Here is a 20,772-nt window from a genome sequence, read left to right as displayed (position 1 = left end):
GCCCTGGTGGTGGAATTGGTAGACACAAGGGATTTAAAATCCCTCGACGTTCGCGTTGTGCCGGTTCAAGTCCGGCCCGGGGCACCATCTATTTGATTGTTACCTCACTTGGTATTAATCAAAAGAGTTGTTCTCTTAAAACACTATTGAAGGCGCCTTGGCAGAGTGGCTATGCAGCGGATTGCAAATCCGTGGACCTCGGTTCGACTCCGGGAGGCGCCTCCACTATTCAAAGTTGAAAGGCCAGCAGAAATGCTGGCCTTTTTGCTATCTGAAATTCTCTACCCTCATGCTATGTCCAAACTCCCACGTATGCTCTAATCCATAGCACCTCGAGGGAACAAGCCCTTATTTGATCACTTTCTTTGCAGTTTTTTTCCTTGTGTAAATCTATCATTTGCTAAACAACCAACAGTATCTGTTAACTCGTTGTGCCGTTTGTGAATGGAATTCGTGGGGAATGGAAGAGGGAGACTGTCTTTTGCGTCATTAAGTTCTTCATATTTATACATAGTTGCTCATGATCCTGTAACGCTTTCATGAGTTATTACACTTATTATGGCCATAAATGAAAATGATTGTCATTTAACTACGTTGCTGCTAACCTATTGTGAAAATTTACAACATCTTATCTACTGCACGAAAGTGTATATAAAACCCCGCTAAACCTTATTAAACCTGCGGTTATTCGTTTGCTTCGTATGATAAATCAGCAGATCTACCTCTTTTGTTCTACCCCTTTAGGGTAGTTCGATTTCGTAATTGATTTACATCATATTTTCATTTTCTTTCATAATTCATTATTCGCTCAGTTAAGAAATATATAACCTTCAGGAATTCTTATGAGCAAGATGAAGCTAGTCGTAATCGGTAACGGGATGGTCGGCCATCGCTATATCGAAGATTTAGTCGAGAAGACAGATGTTGCAAACATGGACATCACGGTGTTCTGTGAAGAACCACGTGTAGCCTATGACCGTGTACACCTTTCTTCTTACTTTTCACACCACACTGCAGACGAACTTTCTTTAGTTAAAGAAGGCTTCTACGAGAAACACGGCATCAATATGCTGATCGGCGAACGTGCTATTAACGTTAACCGTGAAAAGAAAATAGTTTACTCAAGCACTGGTCGTGAAATTCAATACGACAAACTTATCCTTGCTACCGGTTCTTTCCCATTCGTACCGCCAATTAAAGGCAACGAAGGTAAAGACTGTTTCGTTTACCGCACAATCGAAGATCTGAAAGCTATCGAAGCAACGGCTAAGAACTCAAAGTCTGGTGTGGTTGTTGGTGGCGGTCTACTTGGTCTTGAAGCGGCAGGCGCACTAAAAGCACTTGGCGTGACAACACACGTTGTTGAGTTTGCTCCTAAGCTAATGGCTGAGCAACTTGACCAAGCGGGTGGTAACCAACTTCGTCAAAAAATCGAACGTATGGGCGTAAACGTACATACAAGTAAGAACACGCTTGAGATTGCTCCTGAAGGCACTGCAGCTCGTAACGTAATGCGTTTTGCAGACGGTACAGAGCTAGAAACTGATTTCATCGTATTCTCTGCTGGTATTCGCCCACAAGACAAACTTGCTCGTCAAATGGGTCTAGGTATTGCACCTCGTGGCGGTATCGAGATTAACGATCACTGTCAAACGACTGATAAAGATATTTACGCTATCGGTGAATGTGCGTCTTGGAACCAAACGTTCTACGGCCTTGTTGCTCCTGGCTACAAAATGGCGACAGTTGCTGTTGACCATGTTGTTGGTAACGAAAGCACATTTGAAGGTGCGGACATGTCTGCGAAGCTTAAGCTTCTAGGCGTGAAAGTAGGTTCTATCGGTGATGCAAACGGCCGCACTCCTGGCTGTAAGAGCTACGTTTACCAAAACGAAGAGCAAGAAGTTTATAAGCGTATCATCGTTTCTGAAGACAATAAGAAGCTTATTGGCGCAGTGATGGTAGGTGATACGTCTGATTATGGTGATCTTCTTCAGTTAATGCTGAACGAAATCGACCTACCAGAACACCCAGATGCATTGATTCTTCCTGCTCACGCTGGTGCTGAAAAGCCAACACTTGGCGCTGATTCTCTTCCTGAGTCTGCTGTTATCTGTTCTTGTTTCGATGTAACGAAAGGCAAGATTGCTCAAGCGGTTGCTGAAGGTCACCACACCATTGGTGATATCAAAGCAGTAACAGGCGCAGGTACGGGTTGTGGTGGTTGTATTCCACTTGTGACTTCAGTATTAAACGCTGAACTTGCTAAAGCTGGTGTAGAAGTGAAGAACGACGTGTGTGAGCACTTTGCTTACTCTCGCCAAGAGCTTTTCCACCTGATTCGTATTGAAGAAATCAAAACGTTCGATGAGCTACTAGAGAAATACGGTAAAGGCTACGGCTGTGAAGTATGTAAGCCTCTAGCGGGTTCTATCCTTGCTTCTTGCTGGGGTGAGCACATCCTTAAGCCTGAGCTAGTGAAGCTGCACGATACCAACGATAACTTCCTAGGTAACATGCAAAAAGACGGTACTTACTCTGTTATCCCTCGTATGGCGGGTGGTGAAGTAACACCACAAGCGCTAAGCGTTCTTGCGGATGTTGCTGCTGAATACAACCTGTACACCAAGATCACGGGCGCACAACGTATTGGTCTGTTCGGTGCTCAAAAAGATGACTTACCAGCAATCTGGAAGAAGTTAATCGCTGCAGGCTACGAAACTGGTCAAGCTTACGCAAAAGCACTTCGTATGGCGAAAACATGTGTAGGTTCTACTTGGTGTCGTTACGGCGTTCAAGATTCAGTTGGCCTAGGCGTGATGATCGAGAACCGTTACAAAGGCATCCGTACTCCTCATAAGATGAAGTTTGGTGTGTCTGGTTGTACTCGTGAGTGTGCTGAAGCTCAAGGTAAAGACTTAGGTATTATCGCGACTGACGCAGGTTGGAACATGTATGTATGTGGTAACGGTGGTATGAAACCTCGTCACGCAGACTTACTGGCAAGCGACCTAGACCAAGAAACGCTAATCAAGTACATCGACCGTTTCATGATGTTCTACATCCGTACGGCTGCGCCACTACAACGTACTTCGGTATGGATGGACAACCTAGAAGGTGGTGTTGATTACCTACGTGAAGTGATTGTAGACAACAAGCTTGGTATCAATGACCAACTTGAAACTGACATTTCTGGCCTAGTTGATAACTTCGCTTGTGAATGGACAGATACAATCAACGACGAGGCTCAACTTAAGCGCTTCGCACACTTCATCAATGCTGATGACCGTGATGATAACGTTGTGTTTGTTGAAGATGGCCGTGAACAACACCGTCCAGCAACATTCACTGAGAAACACCCTGAAGCGAAGGGCGATATCCTTCACGTTGAACTGGTTTAATTGGGAGACGACATCATGGCATTTACCAAAGTTTGTAAGATCGAAGACATTATCCCAGGTACAGGTGTTTGTGCATTGGTTGGTGGTGAGCAAGTAGCTATCTTCCGCCCAACGAAGGCTGAAGAAGTATTCGCGATTAGCAACACAGACCCATACTTCCAATCTAACGTGTTATCACGCGGTTTGATTGTTGAGCACAACGAAGAGCTTTGGGTGGCAAGCCCACTTAAGAAGCAACGCTTTAACCTAGCAACAGGTGTGTGCATGGAAGACGAGAACTTCAACGTGAAAGCGTATAAAGCTCGTGTTGCCAAAGGCGCTGTAGAAATATCTGCTTAATCTTCGGATGAGTAAGATTTGATAGTTCAAGGGTTCTAGTTCTCGATATTGCCTTAACTCGGCAACTAGAGCCTTTTCCTATCCAATTTTAACTTTTAATTTAAACTTTTTAAGGACAACCTTATGTCTCCTGATTACAAACCAGCTGAATTCGTTCAAACGATGATTGATGTGGGTGAAGCGAAAACGAAAACAAGTACTCGCGACCTTCTGATTCGAAGCACTATGGCTGGTATCATCCTTTCTCTAGCGGTTGTTGTTGCTATTACAGCAATGGTACAAACCGGTATTGGCCTTGTTGGCGCACTTGTGTTCCCAGTTGGCTTCGTCATTCTAAGTGTAATGGGTTATGACCTAGTAACTGGCGTATTCGGCCTCGCACCTTTAGCGAAATTCGACAACCGCCCAGGTATCACTTGGGGTCGTATCCTACGTTGTTGGGGTATTGTTGGTCTTGGTAACCTTATCGGTTCTTTGATTGTTGCTTTCCTTGTTGCAGTATCACTAACAGGTAACTTCTCTCTAGAGCCAAACGCTGTTGCTCAAAAGTTCATTGCTGTTTCTACAGGTCGTAGCCTAGGTTTTGAAAACATGGGTATGGACGGATGGATCACGTGTTTCGTACGCGGTATCTTCTGTAACCTTATGGTATGTCTAGGTGTGATTGGCAACATGACTGCACGCACAGTATCTGGCCGTGTAGCAATGATGTGGTTCCCAATCTTCATCTTCTTCGCTCTAGTATTTGAGCACACAGTAGTAAACATGTTCCTATTCCCACTGGGTATGATTCTTGGCGCTGATTTCGGTATCGCGACATGGTTGAACTTCAACCTTATCCCAACAATCCTAGGTAACATCGTTGGTGGTCTACTAATGACGTGTGTTCCTCTATACTTAACTCACGCTAAAACGGCTCCTTCTCTAGGCGCTAAGTAATTAGATAGCTCTAGGTTAATGAGCAACTAATAATGTGTGTTAAGCCCCAAGCTGTTGATTTGGGGCTTTTTTGATCTTAACACTCTCTACTTTTGATAACGGTGCACCTAAGGCGAGCAATGTGTGCTTGATGATGGTGCAAATGTCAGGGTTTTCCAACGTAATAGATTGTTTTGTTATATAAACTTCTATCTTGATTAGAATTAATCGTGAAGTTTTATGGCAACAACTGATAGTCTAAGAAGTAGGGATATTGGTGATTCATACAACGATGAATCGTCATACAGAATTAAGCTTGAAATATAACAAGCTAACTTTCGGAGCAAAGCATGTCAGAAGTATCGCCATCGAATGTTAAAACAGGAAACACAGGATTTGTTTCATTAGTAGGTGCCGGTCCGGGCGACCCAGACTTACTTACGTTAAAAGCGGCACGAGTGATTCAACAAGCAGACGTTTTGGTTTATGACCGCTTGGTATCAAAGGATATCTTGGCGATGGCTAACCCAAAAGCGGAAATGCTGTATGTGGGTAAAAAGCTTGATCATCACTGTGTACCGCAAGACCAGATCAACCAATTGTTGGTCACTAAAGCGCAAGAGAACAAGCACGTAGTACGCCTAAAAGGTGGTGACTCGTTTATCTTTGGCCGTGGTGGTGAAGAGTGTGAAACGTTAGCTGAGAATGACGTGAGATTTGAAGTGATTCCGGGCATCACAGCAGCTGCAGGCGCAACGGCTTATGCGGGCATTCCGTTGACGCACCGTGATCATGCACAAAGCGTGCAGTTTATTACAGGTCACTTGAAGAAAGATGGCGAAGATATTGACTGGCAATCTCTTGCTCAGCACAACCATACGATCGTGTTTTACATGGGCTTGAAAGAGAGTCCGAACATTCAGAAGAACTTACTCGATAACGGTATGCGAGCTGACATGCCAGTTGCGATCATCGAAAATGGTACGCGCCAAGAACAGAAGGTGTTTAGAGGTGGTTTACGTGATTTGGCTGATCTTGCTAGCGTCGCAAAGAGCCCAGCGCTGATTGTTGTAGGCAGCGTGGCTCAGCTCCATGAAAAACTTGCTTGGTTTAACAAGCAAGCTTAATCGTTTGACCTTCTAGTTAGCTCTCTAAGCAACTACTGAGCTCAGCAAGAATCAAATACTGCAGCGGCTGCCTTGTCGCTGCATTTCTTGTTGGCGCATCGGCATTTCGTCAATAATATTGGTGATCTGTTTCCAATCTGTTTTGCCACTCCACCGGTGCTTCTCTTTTCCGTCTTTACCAATCAAAACCGCGGTGTGTGATCCTTTCGGGATCTCGTAAATACTGGTGACGGCCTCTAAGTTAAACTCTTCTTCTAGCCAAGTAGGGACTGTGTAACCACTCTCAGCAATAACCATAATGACGACATCTCGTTCGTCCAATTGACAGTTATTGAGCAACACTTCATTCAGAAACTCTTTAACGACTGAATCTTCCTTTGGAGCGAAATAAATAACACTGCGGTGCGGCAAAGGCTTTGAGTGAGAATAGGCGGGGTAGGCGAGTACAGAATTGATGGTTAAGCTCATGATTAATACCGTGCTGATGGTCAGCAGTTTAAGCAAACTAAACCAGATACCAGAGTTTGATGGTTGATTTAAAGTTTGCACCGTTTTGGTTGTGTCGATGCTTACGTTCGAATTGTGTGTTTGTCGGTGCAGCATTGCCAACCTCCCTTTAAAAGCTCTAAGGCTGAGTACGATTTGAATGCTACGTAAAGAAGAAGGTGAAGATCAGAACCACCTAAGAAACGTTCAAAACAAACCCACTTACAATAAGCATAGTTAGGATTACGTTAAAGACACTTAGCTTTACGCTAAAGATATTAGGTTTACGTTAACGATAGCTGGCAGGTTCATTTTTATTGAGTAAAGCGACTCGCATTTTACAATTGAATAGAATAGGGTATACGGAAAATCTAAAGGTATGAATTTATGGAAAACATAGCAATTTTGGTCGACGTTCAGAACGTTTACTACACGACGCGCGACAAATACCGTTCTAACTTCGACTATAACCAGTTTTGGTATGTTGCCACGGAAGGGCGTAACGTTGTTGCAGCTAATGCTTACGCAATCTCAAGCCAAGATCCAAAGCAGCGTCAATTTCACCATATCCTTCGTGGTGTGGGTTTTAATGTGAAATTAAAGCCGTTTATTCAGCGTCGAGATGGCAGTGCAAAAGGCGATTGGGATGTGGGTATTGCGTTAGACGCGATAGAACTTGCTGAGACGGTTGATACGATTGTTTTGGTATCAGGAGACGGTGATTTCGAAATTCTTGTAGAGCGAATCAAAGAGCGCTTTGGCAAGCCTGTTGAAGTGTATGGTGTTCCGGGGTTAACTGCTCAAAATCTTATCGATTCTGCCTCAAAATTTGTACCGATTGAAAAAGATTTTCTTCTATAGAGGAAATCGGGCACTTTATAATTGAAATCAATAATAACGATAATTAGAATGCAAACAGTTCTTATTTATCGGTGTGTGTAATGTCTCGCGTTTTAGTTGTTGATGATGATATTCAGTTGTGTGAATTACTGGGTGAAGTGTTAGAAAATGAGGGGTATCACGTTGATACTGTTCATTGCGGTGAATCCGCGCTTGAGTTTATTCAATCTCACCCTGTCGATTTGGTTCTACTCGATGTAATGCTTCCGAACCTAAGCGGCATTCAAGTAGCAAGACGTATTTGTCAGCGTTTTGCTACTCCCATTCTTATGCTAACCGCACTTAACGACGATGCCTCAATGCTCGATGGCTACCAAGCTGGGGCCGACCAGTACATCGCCAAACCTTTCAATGTCCCTGAACTCTTAACCCGCATTAAGGTGATCTTGCGCCGAGTGGGTTTTGAACGCCAAAGACAATCTTTAGCTTCTTCTAATCACGGCTTGTGCGAACAACTCTCTCGTTTGCCATTAACCGGTACTGAAAAAGACTTGCTTGATTATTTGGTCAAAAATGACGGTATTGTTGTGTCCAAATCTGATTTGCAAATCCATGTACTCAAGAAAGAACTGTGTCCCTTCGATCGTAATTTAGATATGCATATCAGCAACATACGTAGAAAGCTCGTTCAGGCGGGGTTGTCTAAACAACATATTAAAACCGTTCGCGGTAAAGGTTACAGTTACCTAGAGTCGGTTGGAGCATGAGTAAAAAACTGCTGCGTTGCCCAGATTTTATTGCTAAGCGTAAAGACGGGCTCACTTTTCAACTGTTCAGTTATCTGACCGTCATTTTAGTGAGTATTTTGATTCTGCAAGGTGTCGCTGAAAGAGCCTTGATGAAAGCGCTGCTTAAAGTGCCAGAATCGGTAAAAGCGGAGATGCTCGACCTTGCTTACCAAGCTAATGTGTTGATCGAAGAAGGGGACATGGATGAACTCGCGGACTGGGGTAATGCTCAGCAGTATTATCTGTTCGTCATCGATAAAGACAATCGTCCGATCACACATCGTCACATGCACCCACATTTTGAATTTAAGCTCAAATACTTAAGAACGTTAGATCACCAACTTAGTGATCGTGTGAGTAAGCCGATTTTCGGTCTACCACTGGATAACGGTAAAACACTGGTTATCCAACTACCGCACCAGTTTCACCCTGCAAAATCTTTTGCGCCATATTCTTATATGCTTAAAGCATTGATTGCATTGGTCGTTTTGTCTCTGTTCTCAATTATTATGGCCAAAAGTTTGCAGCAACCGTTGGATCGATTGAGGGAAGCGAGCCGCAGACTGGCTCAAGGTGACTTCACTGTTAGTGTGGTGTCGGAGTTAAATTCCACCACGCGAGAATTCAACGAGCTTGCACACGATTTTGATCATATGACCTTTGAAATTAAATCTCTGGCTGAAAAGCAACGTCGTTTGATTCGCGATGTGTCACACGAGTTAAGAACACCATTAGCAAGGCAAAACCTCGCACTACACCTGCTGCGCAGCAAGGTTGATGATAAAAGCATTGGTTTGCTAGAGCGAATGGAAAATGAAACAGAAGAGATGAACAAGCTGGTGGGTGAGATACTTGAATTTAGCCGCTTAGAAACCTCTCGCTATGACTCTAAGTTAAGTTTAATGCACCTTGAGCACTATTGTTCAATGTTGATCGCGCAGATGCAAAACGATTTAAAACCGAATCAAACTTTGATTGGTTCCTTAGAGACGCCGACATCAATGGTGAACGTTGATGAGCGGCTACTGCTTCGAGTGATTGGTAACTTGGTCGGGAATGCCATTAAATACGCGGGTGAGAACGCTCATGTCGTCGTGACTACATACGAACAGGTCACAGATAAACGTTACAGTGTCATATCTGTAGAAGATGACGGTGATGGCATTCCTGATAACAAGATTGCAGGTATATTCGACCCGTTTACACGAATAGAATCAGCCCGAGACAAACAGTCTGGCGGTTACGGTCTAGGCCTTGCGATTGTTAAAGAAGCGATGGGTGTGATGAATGGACATGTAACTGCTGAGAACAGAGAAGGTGGGGGACTGAGAGTAAACTTGATGTTCCCAATCGGTGATTAACTTTCTCTATTGATAATTACCTTAAATTGATAACTGTCCCAACTCAGTTGTACGGACTTAAGCGATACCTAATAAAAACGCCACTGCATCTGCAGTGGCGTTTTTCTTTATGCGCTTTGATATGAGCTAGGCGTAGCCATTAATTACGCCAGAACTCAAAGACAAGAGCATCAGATAAGCGAGATTATGCCTGTTGGCGAGCTAGCTTAACTTCTTCTTCCTTCTCACCTGCTGCAGGGTCGTTGAAGCGAGACTCATCAAGAGCGCCTTCAGACTTAGCAACGATGATAGATACGGCACTATCACCTGTGATGTTTACAGCGGTACGAATCATATCAAGAAGGCGGTCAACACCCATGATTAGAGCAATACCTTCAAGCGGTAGACCCACTTGGTTCAATACCATCGCTAGCATAACAAGACCAACACCAGGGACACCTGCAGTACCAACAGACGCCAGTGTCGCCGTTAGGATAACCATTAGGTAATCACCCATTGAAAGGTCGATGTTGTACGCTTGCGCGATAAACGCCGTCGCAACACCTTGCATGATTGCAGTGCCGTCCATGTTCACAGTTGCACCTAGTGGTACAGTAAAAGAAGCGACTTTGTTGTCTACGCCCATGCGGTTCTTAGCTGTTTCCATTGTTACTGGAATTGTTGCGTTCGAAGATGCCGTTGAGAATGCAAACATGATTGCATCTTCCATCTTACGTAGGAACGTAATCGGACTAAGACCTGTGAATCCTTTAAGCATCGCACTGTAAGTCACCAAGCCATGCAACAGCAAGGTACCTGCAAGTACTAAGAAGTATTCTGCTAGGTTCCAAATTGCACCTAAGCCAAGGCCAGAGAACAGTTTCGCCATTAAGAAGAATACGCCGTAAGGAGCAAGGTTCATTAGTAGCGCAACTAGCTTCATGATCACTTCGTTTAGATCGGAGAAAACTGCAGCGATACGCTCACCGGGTTTGCCCGCCGCACTGATTGCGATACCAAACAACACTGCAAATACGATAACTTGTAACGTTTTGCCCTCAGCCATCGCCTGAATAGGGTTGGTTGGGAACATATCGATGATTACTTGGCCCAGAGAAGGGGCATCCGCTGATTTGAAAGAGCTCGCAGCAGTAAGATCCGCACCAGCTCCAGGTTGGAACAGGTTACCGATAGTTAATGCTAGAGTGATGGCAACGGCAGTAGTACCGATATAAAGTGCAAGCGTTTTGCCACCCATACGGCCAAGAGTTGATAAGTCTTTAAGAGAACTTGTACCGCACACTAGTGAAACGAAGACTAGAGGTACAACAAGCATTTTTAAACTGGCGACAAAGATTTGCCCGCCTACTTCAAAGAGTCCGTTAACGATGTAGTTGTTAACAAATCCGCTGTCTGCAAAAAGGGATTGAATGGCGAATCCCGTTAATATACCTACGACCATACCGAGGATTACTCGACCAGTCAGAGACATAGGTTTCTTGGTATTCATTTAGAACACTCCTTATTATTTATAACTTTGATACCTTTTCAAAGTGAGCAGGAGATTAGCAGTCGGTTGTTCAAATCAAAAAACAAAAAATGAGTTTGGAATTATAGATGTGATCAAAATCACTGATAATTCCGTCAATTAAACAAAATTAAACAAAACAATTCACCACAAATTTACATTTATCGAGAGTTTTATACATGAGGCTGCCGTTTCAAAGGTAGTAAATAAGAAGAGATAATTTTCTTATCAATCTGGCCACCTTGATTAGGCCGAGCTAATAACGCTGTTTCAAAAGATTTGACGTCGATAACCACTTTTTAGCGTAAATGTTCTCTAACCATCTGTATTGAATTGGTTTTGTTTAACTTTATAAAAACGCCTCCCCGACACGCCTTTACAAAACTTTACGAATGCAAAGAATGTAAATTTAATGCAAATGGTAATAGTTATCACTTATATTCTCTCTCGGAATAATTCAGTGGTACCGGAAACGGTTCAGCGAGCACATCGAATAAATAACAAAGTGCTCGTCTAAAAGAATAAAAACGGAGTAAAGGACATGTTTTCAAAGAGCCCATTGGCTTTAGTGATCGGCGCAGTATTAGCTTCACCAGCAGTATTGGCAGAAACAGTAAAAACAGACGAGCATATGGTTGTTGAAGGTCGTGACTACGGTTACAAAGCCGACACGAACACAACAGCAATGCGCATGGAGGCGACTCAATTAGAGACTCCGGGACAAGTTTCAGTAATCGATGAGCAAATCATCGATGAACAGCGTGCAACAACGCTTGGTGACGTGCTTAAAAATGACGCGAGTGTAAGTGCTGGCGGTACAAGCCGTAACCGTGAACGTTTCTCTCTACGTGGTTTCTCGGTAGAAAGCTCTTCAGGCTTCCTTAAAAATGGCCAGCAACATTGGTCTCACTACCGCCAACCAATCGAACTGCTAGAGCGTGTTGAAGTACTTAAAGGGCCTTCTGGTCTTCTTTACGGTATTTCTGCACCAGGTGGTTTGATCAATATGGTAAGCAAGAAGCCAACTTATGATACGCAAGTAAGTGTTAGCCAAGATATTGGTTCTAATGACCATTCTCGTACAACGGTAGACGTAAGTGGCGCTTTGAACGACGCTGAAACTCTACGCGGTCGCGCGATTCTATCTAAAGAAAGCTACGGCTCTTGGAGAACTTATGGTGACGGAACTGAACCACAAACAGAACGTTTTGTTGGTGGTGTATTCGTCGATTACGATGTAACTGAAGACGTGACAGTTTCTGTTCATTACGACAAAACTAACGACGAAGGTAGCGTAGATTCTGGCGCTTTATACACGCTAGACGGCAACCGAGTAGGTAGCGACAAGCACATCTGGGATGCACAGTGGTCACAGATCGAGAATGATGTTGAGAATGTTGGTTTTGATATTGCTGCTAACCTGACTGACACATGGTCTTTAAAGACAGGTTTCAACTACCAAGATTTCGAACGTATCGATATGGAAAGCTACCCAAGCTTTAAAAATATGAACCCTGATGGTACGGGCACCGTGACTCAAGGCGGTAACTACCGTCATGATAAATGGCGTTTCAGAACGGCTTACGTTGATCTAACAACAACCGCTGATCTTGCGGGCACAGAGCATCAACTATTATTCGGTGCTAACTGGTTAGGCTACAGCTATTACCGTGGTATGGATCGCTTCAGCAGCGCTGAATACGCACCAGATGCAACAGTACCAGCGCCGTCAGTGGGTCCAACATCGCTAGGTAAGATGAGTACTTACGATACTTGGGGCTTCTACATCCAAGATTTGATTACTATTAATGATGAATGGCAAGTTCTTGCGGGCGCTCGTTTCGACCGTAAAGTAAGTGATGGCGTTGCAGAAGAAAACGTTGCACCTAAGCTTGGCCTGATTTACCACCCAGCATCAAACGGTAGTATCTACGCTTCTTACTCTGAAAGTTTCGAACCACAAGGCGTTGTTTCAAGCGGAAGCCGCAACTACACCAACGATGGTGAACTTCTTGACGCAGCAACGGGTGTTTCTTACGAAGTCGGTACTAAGTGGGAACTGATGGACGAACGTCTATTCGTTTCTGGTGCGGTATTCGATATTACCCAAGAAAACATCTCAATGGATGTAGAAGACACTTCATCAGGCGATTGGACGAAGACACAAGGTGGCGAACAAGTTCACCGTGGTGCTGAGCTAGCCGCACAAGGCTTTATTTCAGAGCGCTTCTCAATGTCTGGTTCTGCAATGTACTTAGATGCTGAAATCACGAACCATGAAACATATGAAGGTAACCGTCCAGTAGACGTACCTGAGTTTGCAGCAAGCGTTTGGTCTACTTATGCAGCGACAAACGAAGTGGATGTGAACCTAGGTCTTATCTACGAAGGTTCTCGTTACGGTGACAGTGCGAACACGTTCAAGAAAGACGGTTACGCTCGTGTAGATATGGGTGCTGCATACACGCTTAAGTACGACGATTCTCTTGATTTCGTAGCGCGTCTAACAGTAGAGAACGTATTTGATAAAGAATACCTAGCAGGCGGCGGTTCAACATCTTCAAACCACCAATTTGCTGAAGACGTAGTAATCGGCGAAGGCCGCAACTACATGGCGACTTTACAGGTAAAATACTAATTTGTTAGTAGGGTGCTATAGTTAGCCTAAATACTAAGGGGAAAGTTTCGGCTTTCCCCTTTCGTGATTCTGCTATTCAGTAAAAATATCCCTAGTAATGCGAGTGACTTTTAATGATAATGAGAGTGCTTATCAATAAAATTCATTTGACCTTCTTCTATAGTAAATGACTACAATTATGAATCTTTTAAAAACTAGCCTAGCGCTTGCCATCAGTTTGGTTGCAACGTCTTCTATGGCAAACAGCTTGGATCAAGCTCAATCAATTCAAAACAAGACCAATAACGCGTCGGCTTCGAGCCAAAAGGTTATTGATAAAAGCTCACAAGCGACTTTAATGCTGCAAGCTGAGATTGAGCGTCTGCAAGAAGAAGTGAAAAATCTAGAAATCTATCACGATCACCTTGCTGCATTGGTTGAAAGCCAGAATCAAGAAGCTCAGAGTATTGAAGGGCAGATCGACGAAATCAAATATACACGTCAAGGTGTCGTGCCTTTGATGTATCAGATGATTGATGGCCTTCAACAATTAGTTGAGCAAGATGTGCCAATCAGGAAAGAGCAGCGTCTAGAAAGAGTTGAAAAGCTGCAAGCAATGATGACTCGTGCTGATGTGAGTGATGCTGAGAAGTATCGTCGTATCCTAGAAGCTTACCAAATCGAGATGGACTACGGCATCAAGCTCGGTGCTTACCAAGGTCGTGTTGCATTGAGCAGCGACAGAACGATTGAAGCTGACGTGTTGCACTTAGGTCGTATCTCTTTGGTGGCTCGTAACCTAAATGGCAGCCAATACTGGTCTTGGAATCAAACACAAAATCAGTGGCAGGAGCTAGATTCTTCAATGAAATCTGAGCTAGATAAAGCTTACGACATTGCAAGCCAACAAGCGGCGCCAAGCCTAATTACTTTACCTGTTTCTCTAACTGTTGCGGAGGTTAAGTAATGAACTTAAAACCATTAGCAGCATTGCTTTGCATTACGTCTATTTCATTTTCTGCTTTCTCTGCATCAGACACGACGGCTCAGCTAGTTAATAAAGCAAAATCAGAGAGCCGAACTCAAGCTTCTCACAACGTAGTGCGTGAAGCTGATTTCAAAAAGACAGAACAAGAACTGAAAGCGATCAAAGCTCAGCTTGAAGCGAAACGTACCTCTATCCAAGGTGCGACAGATGTTCTGACTCAAACCTTCAGTGATAACGAAAACAAGCTTGCTCGCTTAGAAGAGAAGCTGCGTTTAGAAACCGGTAGCTTAGGCGAACTGTTCGGTGTCGTTCGTCAAAACGCAAAAGAACTCGGCGCAGAGTTTAGCTCAACCGTGAATAGTGTTGATCGTGCTGAACACACTGCAACTGTTGATCAAATCATTGATGCTAAATCACTGCCTTCAATGCCACAGCTGACCGGTTTGTGGATGAGCATGGTTGAGCAGATTCAAGCGAGTTCTGAGCTTAGCAAATCTCAAATTGCATTTATCAATGGTGAAGGCAACACACAAACTGTCGACGCTTATCGTTTAGGTTCAATCGGCCTAGTAACAGACCAAGGCTATGTTAGCTGGAACACTCAGCGTGAAGATGCGATTGCGTATCTGAAACAGCCATCGAATGGTCCAACTTTAGCATCGCTATCTACATTAGCGAATGGCGACGTGTCTAACGTGGTTGTCGATCCTTCTCGTGGGTTCATGCTAGAGCAACTAGCGCTAACACCAAGCCTAACTGATCGCCTTCAAGCGGGTGGTGTGGTTGGTAAAGTGATTCTTGGCTTGCTTGCAATTGGCTTAATCATCGCATTAGTTCGTGGTATTTCTTTGGCTATCGCTCGCCAGAAAATTCGCGCTCAACTTAAGAACCCAGAGCAAGCGGGTGATAACCCTCTAGGTCGTGTTCTTGCGGTTTACAACAAAGAGCAAAACCAAACCGTTGAAGCACTAGAACTACGACTTTTAGAAGCGGTAGTGGATGAACAAACTCACCTAGAGAAAGGTTTATCGATGCTAAAACTTCTAGCGGCACTTGCACCAATGTTAGGTCTTCTAGGTACTGTAACCGGCATGATCGAAACATTCCAAGTGATCACACAGTTTGGTAATGGCGACCCTAAAGTGATGGCGGGTGGTATTTCGATGGCACTGGTAACAACCGTACTTGGTCTTGTTGCAGCAATGCCTCTTCTATTAGCACACAACATTCTTAGCACTCAGGCTGAAAATATTCGCAATATTCTTGAGAAACAAGGTATTGGCCTTGTTGCTGAGCAGGCAGAAAAAACGGTTGAATCAAAAGCTGTGGTTTCACCAGTTGGGACTGCTGCGTAATGGATATTTTGTCGGGTTCTCTATTACCAGCGAGTTGGTTAACGAGTGACTGGCTGCTGTCTTTATCAAGCTTTATGGAGCAGGGCGGTTTCGTCCTGTGGTGGCTAGCGGCTGTCGTCCTAGTTTATTGGGTGCTTGTGGTTGAACGCGTGCTTTATCTTGCGTTCTACTTTCCAAAGCAGCGCCAAGCTTGGATTACTAAGTGGCATGAAAGAGAAGATCACTCTTCTTGGCATGCCAAAGCCATTCGTGAAGGTTGGTTGGGGCAAGCGAGTATCTTACTTAACCAAAACTTGAACTTTATTAAGCTGTTAGTCGCTATTTGTCCGATGTTGGGTTTGTTAGGTACCGTCACCGGTATGATCTCTGTTTTTGATGTCATGGCGACTCAAGGAAGCAGTGACCCTAAATTGATGGCTTCAGGTATCTCGTTGGCAACACTGCCAACCATGGCGGGTATGGTTGCTGCATTAGCGGGCATGTTTGTTCACGCTCGTTTAGCGAAAGTGTGTAACCGCTTAGAATTGAAATTAGAAAAATCTTTAAGGAGTCAACGATGAGACTCGGTCGACGTCATTCTAAAAACGAAGAGGCCCAAATAGACCTTACTTCGATGCTTGATATTGTATTTATCATGCTTATTTTCTTTATTGTGACCAGTTCATTTGTTCGTGAATCAGGGGTTGAAGTCAATCGCCCACAAGCGTCTAACGTAGTAAGCCAAAAGGATGCGGGCATCTTTGTTGCGATTACTTCTGCGAATGACATCTTCATCGATAAACGTGTTGTTGATGTTGAGCGTGTTCAAGCGACATTAGAACACTTGTTGCTAGAACAACCTGATGCTTCTTTGGTTATTCAAGCGGATGAACACGCTTACAACGGTACGGTTGTTAAAGTGATGGACGCCGCTAAAGGTGCGGGTGTTAAAAACATCGCGCTTGCTGCTGAAAAGCGATGATCTTGGAGGATCTTCATAAATGATTCGCCTATTTCTTGCTTTACCTCTAGCGGGTGCATTGGGCTTAGTTCTGTTTTCTTTTATGGCTTGGATGGTCGATAATGGCCACCAACGTTCACCAGACAACAGTGAGACGTTAAGTTTCAACATGGTCATGGTGGAACAAGAACAAGAAGTTCAAAGAAGACAACGTGCAGTCCCTGAAAAACCAGAAATGCCAGAGCCGCCACCAGAAGCGCAAACGTCTCAGTCACAAGCTGAAGTTACGCCTTTGAATTCGATGTCTTCACTGCCTTCTTTGGATTTGAATACATCGATTGACGGCCTAGCGATTAACGCTCCAACATTTTCTGATTTTGGGTCAAACCAACAGGCAATGCCTCTGTATCGAGTAGAACCTCGTTACCCAGCTAAAGCGCTGAAGCGTGGCGCTGAAGGCCATGTGATTATGTCTTTTACCATCGACGAAACGGGACGCCCAATTGACATTCAAGTCACTGACGCAAACCCACGTCGTATGTTTGAACGTGAAGCGATGAGAGCACTTAAAAAATGGAAATATCAACCGAAAGTCGTCGATGGAAAAGCGATAGCTCAGGTTGGTCAAACCGTGAAACTAGAGTTTAAGTTGGCAAAATGATGAAACAGATATGGATATTAGTGGGCTTGTTGTTAATGCCCCTTACAACACAAGCGCAAGAGCTGACCCAATATACTGCTATTCGTGTTCAAAAGGCGCATAAGCTTGCTCAAGATGAACAGGTTAAACAGGCGATTGACGTACTTGCAGGCTTGGAGCTTTCGAAAGGCTACGATAAAGCATACGTAGCTCGTATGCTGGGTGTGTTTTACTGGCAAGATGGCAAAACTGACGAGGCGATTAAGCAGCTAACTTATGCCGTCGATACGAATTTGTTAGTCGATGAACAAGCTTGGATAACGAAGCGTATGCTTGCTGATCTGTTATTAAATGATCAGCAGTTCAAAAACGCGCTTCCACATTACTATGAGTTAGTGAAAACAGCGCCAGAGGCAGAAAAGAAAGACGTGCTTTGGATGCGAATTGCACAAGCGGAATACCAAATCGAAAACTGGTCAAAAGTACTGGTTGCTATTGGTAATCGTGACAAGTTCAATGCAAAACCAGAACTGTCGCCTCTATCGCTAAAACTGGGGGCGCAACTACAGTTAATGCAGTGGAAGCAATCTATTCCAACACTGGAAAGCCTAATTGAACTTCAACCAGAAAAAGACAATTGGTGGCGTCAGCTTGTAGGCATTCAGTTAAAACTAGAGCGCAACCGTGATGCATTGAACACGCTAGCGCTAGCTGATCTACAAGGGGTTGATCTGAAGAACTCAGATCGCCGCTTGCTTGCACAGCTTTACGCGAAACGTGGTATTCCAGAGCGTGCAGCACAAGAAATTAGTAAGCTAGATGATGCGAACAGCGACGTTCAACTTCTCGCAGAGCAAGCAACTTACTGGCAGCTAGCTAAAGAGTGGGACAATGCGATTGAGGTGTGGACGTTAGCGTCTAAAAAAGACACTCAGTATCATTGGAATGTGGCTCAGCTATTGGTTCAGCAAGGTTACTACGACCGAGCTCTGGTTGTTTTAGACAAAGTGAAAGACAAAAACAAACAAGCCGATGTTGCGTTAGCGAAAGTGCGTTCATGGTACAAGTTAAAGAATCTTGATAACGCCCTTGCTCAAGCCAAGCGTGCGAACAACATTGAGCCATCTTCTGAGGCAAAAGGCTGGATTAAATACCTGACTCAGCTTAGAACGGTAAGTGATAAAGGAAACGTCTAACCGCTCATCGCAAACAGAAGACAAGAACAGCGCATAAGAAACAAGAAAAGCAAAAGGGTGTCATTTGATCGTTCAAATGACACCTTTTTTAATTTAGGCGACTTAAGCCCACCTTGGGACTTTAGCTCATCTAACGTTATTGTTCGATTGGACTGGATTGACTAAGGCTCGCACATCGTGCCACTAAGCGTTGCACTTTGAATTGCGCCACTGGTGTTAGCAACCCAGTTAATGGTGCAGTCACGATAAGGGTTCTTAAAGGCATGTAAAGTGTAACCATTATCTAGTGGTTTCTTCGTCTCAACCCAAGCATAGTTTCGAGATGCCCAAAAGCTGATAGGACGTGAGCGTTCGGTTAGATACTGCTCTTGTGCATCGGTTATGTCTGAACCGATGTATTCTTGGACGTGCTCTTCTGTACTGCTCATTTGGCTACTGCACGCTGTTACGAGCGTTGTAAAAGCCAAAACAATAATACGCATTTCAAAATCCCTTTAAGCCTAATTAGCTATCGTTAAATCGGTTATTCGTCTGTATTTAACAAACCGCATCAACCGAAGAGTCCGCCGTTTGTGTATGATCTTCAAAATGATCCAAAGATCAAATAGCTCTGAAGGTTAATAGTTACGAAGCTTAAATAGCTCCAACTTTCATTCCTTAAAGCTACAACTGCTACCTTAAACCAACCTCAATCAAGCATGTTGATATTGAGATTTTTTGAGGTTTGACCTTACTATCGATGACCTCAAATACAAGCTATCCATTCCCTTTAGTACAAGTTAGCAAGAATATGCATACAGTACGATTACTTCCCATGTAATGTTATGTAAATTTCCTTACGCCGCTCGGCAAACGTAAACAATGTAAATTGAATGCCAATACGAATGATTATCAACTAAATTGACGCCATAAAATTTATAGGTATTGGTTTGTATGTCGTTAAAAAGTAGGGCGGTTCAATCATGGGCTCGTCGACTTCATGTTTATATTTCAATGGCACTTCTGTTCGTTGTTCTTTTCTTCTCAGTGACAGGTATCACCCTGAATAGACCTGAGTTATTTGAGTCAAGCCAACCCAATATCCAAAACTCTACGTTAACGCTTCCTACGAGTTTGTTCACGATCCAAGACGGGCGATTAAAAGTCGACGAAAGTGCCTTCGAAACATTCCTGTTTGAAGAGGCCAATTTATCCGGTGTTCCTTCTGGTTTAGACATCTACGCCGAAATTGAAGACGGTGAGTTGCTGATCGGTGAAGTGTCCATGGACTTCAAAGGACCAGGTTACAACGCATCTGTGTTTGTTGACGTGACATCTGAAATGGTCGAGGTCGAAACCACGAATTACGGCGTGATTGCCCTGTTGAACGACCTACACAAAGGTCGTAACAGCGGTGAGGTCTGGAAATGGTTCATCGATATCACTGCACTACTGATGGTCTTCTTTGTACTTACCGGCGTGTGCTTACTGTTACCTAAGAAAAAAACACTCAATACCTCCATTAAATGGACGGTGTTTGGGTCTGCAATCTCACTTGCTATCTATTTTGTCGCCGTACCTTAACCCTTAATTAGTTTGATGAAGCGGTTTGATGAATCAGCTTGAAGAACGAATTAAAGGTTAAACGGATTTAAAAGGTTGTTAAACATGAAAAAAATAAACTGGAGCAAGGCGCTTCTTGCTTTATCACTTTTGCCAAGCCTAGGTATGGCACAAGCGATTTCTGATACGGCAAAACTTGATGTGAGCTTCGAGCTTCCAAAGATTGATACCTCTATGTATGCGCGTCCTTATGTGGCGGTGTGGGTCGAGAACAGCGAACGAAAATCAGTGAAAACCATTGAGCTTTGGGTCGGTAAAGATGAATGGCTGAAAGATCTACGCAGCTGGTGGAGAAAAGTTGGACGTTACGATCGTGAGCTCGTTGACGCTGTAACATCCGCTACGCGTCCAGCTGGCAAGTACCGTTTCGTTTGGGATGGTAAGAGTGATGATGGCCAAGCACTAGAGCAAGGCGAATACACGGTTCATATCGAAGTTGTTCGTGAACACGGCGGCCGTAACTATCTTCGTCAAAAAGTCTCACTCACAGATTCAAACGCTTCTTATGAGCTAAAGGCAACAGAAGAGACGGGTGAAATCACACTGAATTACGTCGCTAAATAGACAACGCAGTAGTGAACACCGATTGGTTTAAGAATCAGAACAGAATCGATAGTAGTCATCGTAGGCTCAGATTGAGCGACACGGCTAACAATTATAAATAATG

At 43.9% G+C, this 20,772-nt stretch carries 19 protein-coding genes and 2 tRNA genes; 18 read left to right on the top strand and 3 right to left on the bottom strand.

Annotated elements, in window-relative coordinates; all coding sequences use genetic code 11:
* The 6 genes from IQQ51_RS04175 (at window position 1) to cobA (ending at window position 5,785) form a co-directional block, all read left to right on the top strand.
* Window positions 1-87 (top strand) — tRNA-Leu (locus tag IQQ51_RS04175).
* A 64-nt stretch (window positions 88-151) separates the two neighbouring features.
* Window positions 152-225: transfer RNA gene (locus IQQ51_RS04170), tRNA-Cys, on the top strand.
* Between the two features lie 617 nt (window positions 226-842).
* Entirely contained in the window at window positions 843-3,401 is a 2,559-nt protein-coding gene (gene nirB / locus IQQ51_RS04165) for a nitrite reductase large subunit NirB (RefSeq protein ID WP_193840451.1), read from the top strand.
* Window positions 3,402-3,416: 15 nt separating this feature from the next.
* Window positions 3,417-3,740 carry a nitrite reductase small subunit NirD gene (gene nirD, locus IQQ51_RS04160; protein ID WP_193840450.1) on the top strand — a complete coding sequence of 108 codons (324 nt, stop codon included), beginning with the start codon at window positions 3,417-3,419 and terminating at the stop codon, window positions 3,738-3,740.
* A gap of 123 nt (window positions 3,741-3,863) precedes the next feature.
* Complete coding sequence (locus IQQ51_RS04155) at window positions 3,864-4,679, top strand: formate/nitrite transporter family protein (RefSeq protein ID WP_017062558.1); 816 nt, start codon at window positions 3,864-3,866, stop codon at window positions 4,677-4,679.
* Window positions 4,680-5,008: 329 nt separating this feature from the next.
* Window positions 5,009-5,785: a uroporphyrinogen-III C-methyltransferase gene (gene cobA, locus IQQ51_RS04150; RefSeq protein WP_193840449.1), complete on the top strand. Its 777-nt coding sequence runs from the start codon at window positions 5,009-5,011 to the stop codon at window positions 5,783-5,785.
* A 51-nt stretch (window positions 5,786-5,836) separates the two neighbouring features.
* On the opposite strand, the gene IQQ51_RS04145 is transcribed toward cobA, so the two are convergent.
* Window positions 5,837-6,388, bottom strand: coding sequence for a DUF4174 domain-containing protein (locus tag IQQ51_RS04145; protein ID WP_082242000.1), 552 nt, complete (start codon window positions 6,386-6,388; stop codon window positions 5,837-5,839).
* A 270-nt stretch (window positions 6,389-6,658) separates the two neighbouring features.
* Between IQQ51_RS04145 and IQQ51_RS04140 the strand changes: the two genes are divergently transcribed.
* From IQQ51_RS04140 to IQQ51_RS04130, 3 genes are all read left to right on the top strand, one after another.
* Entirely contained in the window at window positions 6,659-7,132 is a 474-nt protein-coding gene (locus IQQ51_RS04140; protein WP_004731130.1) for an NYN domain-containing protein, read from the top strand.
* An 80-nt stretch (window positions 7,133-7,212) separates the two neighbouring features.
* Window positions 7,213-7,878 carry a response regulator transcription factor gene (locus tag IQQ51_RS04135; protein WP_017062555.1) on the top strand — a complete coding sequence of 222 codons (666 nt, stop codon included), beginning with the start codon at window positions 7,213-7,215 and terminating at the stop codon, window positions 7,876-7,878.
* The gene (locus IQQ51_RS04130; protein WP_193840448.1) at window positions 7,875-9,260 is read left to right on the top strand and encodes a sensor histidine kinase; all 1,386 of its coding nucleotides are present in this window, start codon (window positions 7,875-7,877) and stop codon (window positions 9,258-9,260) included. The genes IQQ51_RS04135 and IQQ51_RS04130 overlap by 4 nt, the downstream gene beginning before the upstream one ends.
* A gap of 184 nt (window positions 9,261-9,444) precedes the next feature.
* Here IQQ51_RS04130 and IQQ51_RS04125 read toward each other — a convergent pair whose 3' ends face one another.
* Window positions 9,445-10,749, bottom strand: coding sequence for a dicarboxylate/amino acid:cation symporter (locus IQQ51_RS04125; RefSeq protein ID WP_048660112.1), 1,305 nt, complete (start codon window positions 10,747-10,749; stop codon window positions 9,445-9,447).
* A gap of 559 nt (window positions 10,750-11,308) precedes the next feature.
* Here IQQ51_RS04125 and IQQ51_RS04120 point away from each other — a divergent pair.
* The 7 genes from IQQ51_RS04120 (at window position 11,309) to IQQ51_RS04090 (ending at window position 18,503) form a co-directional block, all read left to right on the top strand.
* Window positions 11,309-13,405, top strand: a complete 2,097-nt coding sequence (locus tag IQQ51_RS04120) for a TonB-dependent siderophore receptor (protein WP_193840447.1) — start codon at window positions 11,309-11,311, stop codon at window positions 13,403-13,405.
* A gap of 178 nt (window positions 13,406-13,583) precedes the next feature.
* Window positions 13,584-14,351, top strand: coding sequence for a DUF3450 domain-containing protein (locus tag IQQ51_RS04115; RefSeq protein ID WP_050622345.1), 768 nt, complete (start codon window positions 13,584-13,586; stop codon window positions 14,349-14,351).
* Entirely contained in the window at window positions 14,351-15,727 is a 1,377-nt protein-coding gene (locus tag IQQ51_RS04110; RefSeq protein WP_172378977.1) for a MotA/TolQ/ExbB proton channel family protein, read from the top strand. Before IQQ51_RS04115 ends, IQQ51_RS04110 begins: the two co-directional genes overlap by 1 nt.
* Window positions 15,727-16,287 carry a MotA/TolQ/ExbB proton channel family protein gene (locus IQQ51_RS04105; RefSeq protein WP_004731144.1) on the top strand — a complete coding sequence of 187 codons (561 nt, stop codon included), beginning with the start codon at window positions 15,727-15,729 and terminating at the stop codon, window positions 16,285-16,287. Before IQQ51_RS04110 ends, IQQ51_RS04105 begins: the two co-directional genes overlap by 1 nt.
* Window positions 16,284-16,688, top strand: a complete 405-nt coding sequence (locus IQQ51_RS04100; RefSeq protein WP_004731145.1) for an ExbD/TolR family protein — start codon at window positions 16,284-16,286, stop codon at window positions 16,686-16,688. The genes IQQ51_RS04105 and IQQ51_RS04100 overlap by 4 nt, the downstream gene beginning before the upstream one ends.
* Window positions 16,689-16,707: 19 nt before the next feature.
* The gene (locus IQQ51_RS04095) at window positions 16,708-17,328 is read left to right on the top strand and encodes an energy transducer TonB (protein WP_193840446.1); all 621 of its coding nucleotides are present in this window, start codon (window positions 16,708-16,710) and stop codon (window positions 17,326-17,328) included.
* The gene (locus tag IQQ51_RS04090; protein WP_193840445.1) at window positions 17,325-18,503 is read left to right on the top strand and encodes a tetratricopeptide repeat protein; all 1,179 of its coding nucleotides are present in this window, start codon (window positions 17,325-17,327) and stop codon (window positions 18,501-18,503) included. The genes IQQ51_RS04095 and IQQ51_RS04090 overlap by 4 nt, the downstream gene beginning before the upstream one ends.
* 161 nt (window positions 18,504-18,664) lie before the next feature.
* On the opposite strand, the gene IQQ51_RS04085 is transcribed toward IQQ51_RS04090, so the two are convergent.
* Window positions 18,665-18,985: a hypothetical protein gene (locus tag IQQ51_RS04085; protein ID WP_048608214.1), complete on the bottom strand. Its 321-nt coding sequence runs from the start codon at window positions 18,983-18,985 to the stop codon at window positions 18,665-18,667.
* 451 nt (window positions 18,986-19,436) lie between these two features.
* Here IQQ51_RS04085 and IQQ51_RS04080 point away from each other — a divergent pair, with 451 nt between their 5' ends.
* Both IQQ51_RS04080 and IQQ51_RS04075 read left to right on the top strand, forming a co-directional pair.
* Complete coding sequence (locus IQQ51_RS04080; protein ID WP_048608216.1) at window positions 19,437-20,066, top strand: PepSY-associated TM helix domain-containing protein; 630 nt, start codon at window positions 19,437-19,439, stop codon at window positions 20,064-20,066.
* Between the two features lie 84 nt (window positions 20,067-20,150).
* Window positions 20,151-20,669, top strand: a complete 519-nt coding sequence (locus IQQ51_RS04075; RefSeq protein WP_172378983.1) for a DUF2271 domain-containing protein — start codon at window positions 20,151-20,153, stop codon at window positions 20,667-20,669.
* Window positions 20,670-20,772: the final 103 nt, after the last annotated feature.

The organism is Vibrio sp. OPT18, from assembly GCF_015163615.1.
Taxonomy (GTDB): domain Bacteria; phylum Pseudomonadota; class Gammaproteobacteria; order Enterobacterales; family Vibrionaceae; genus Vibrio; species Vibrio coralliirubri.
This window is presented reverse-complemented; position numbering and strand designations above follow the sequence as displayed.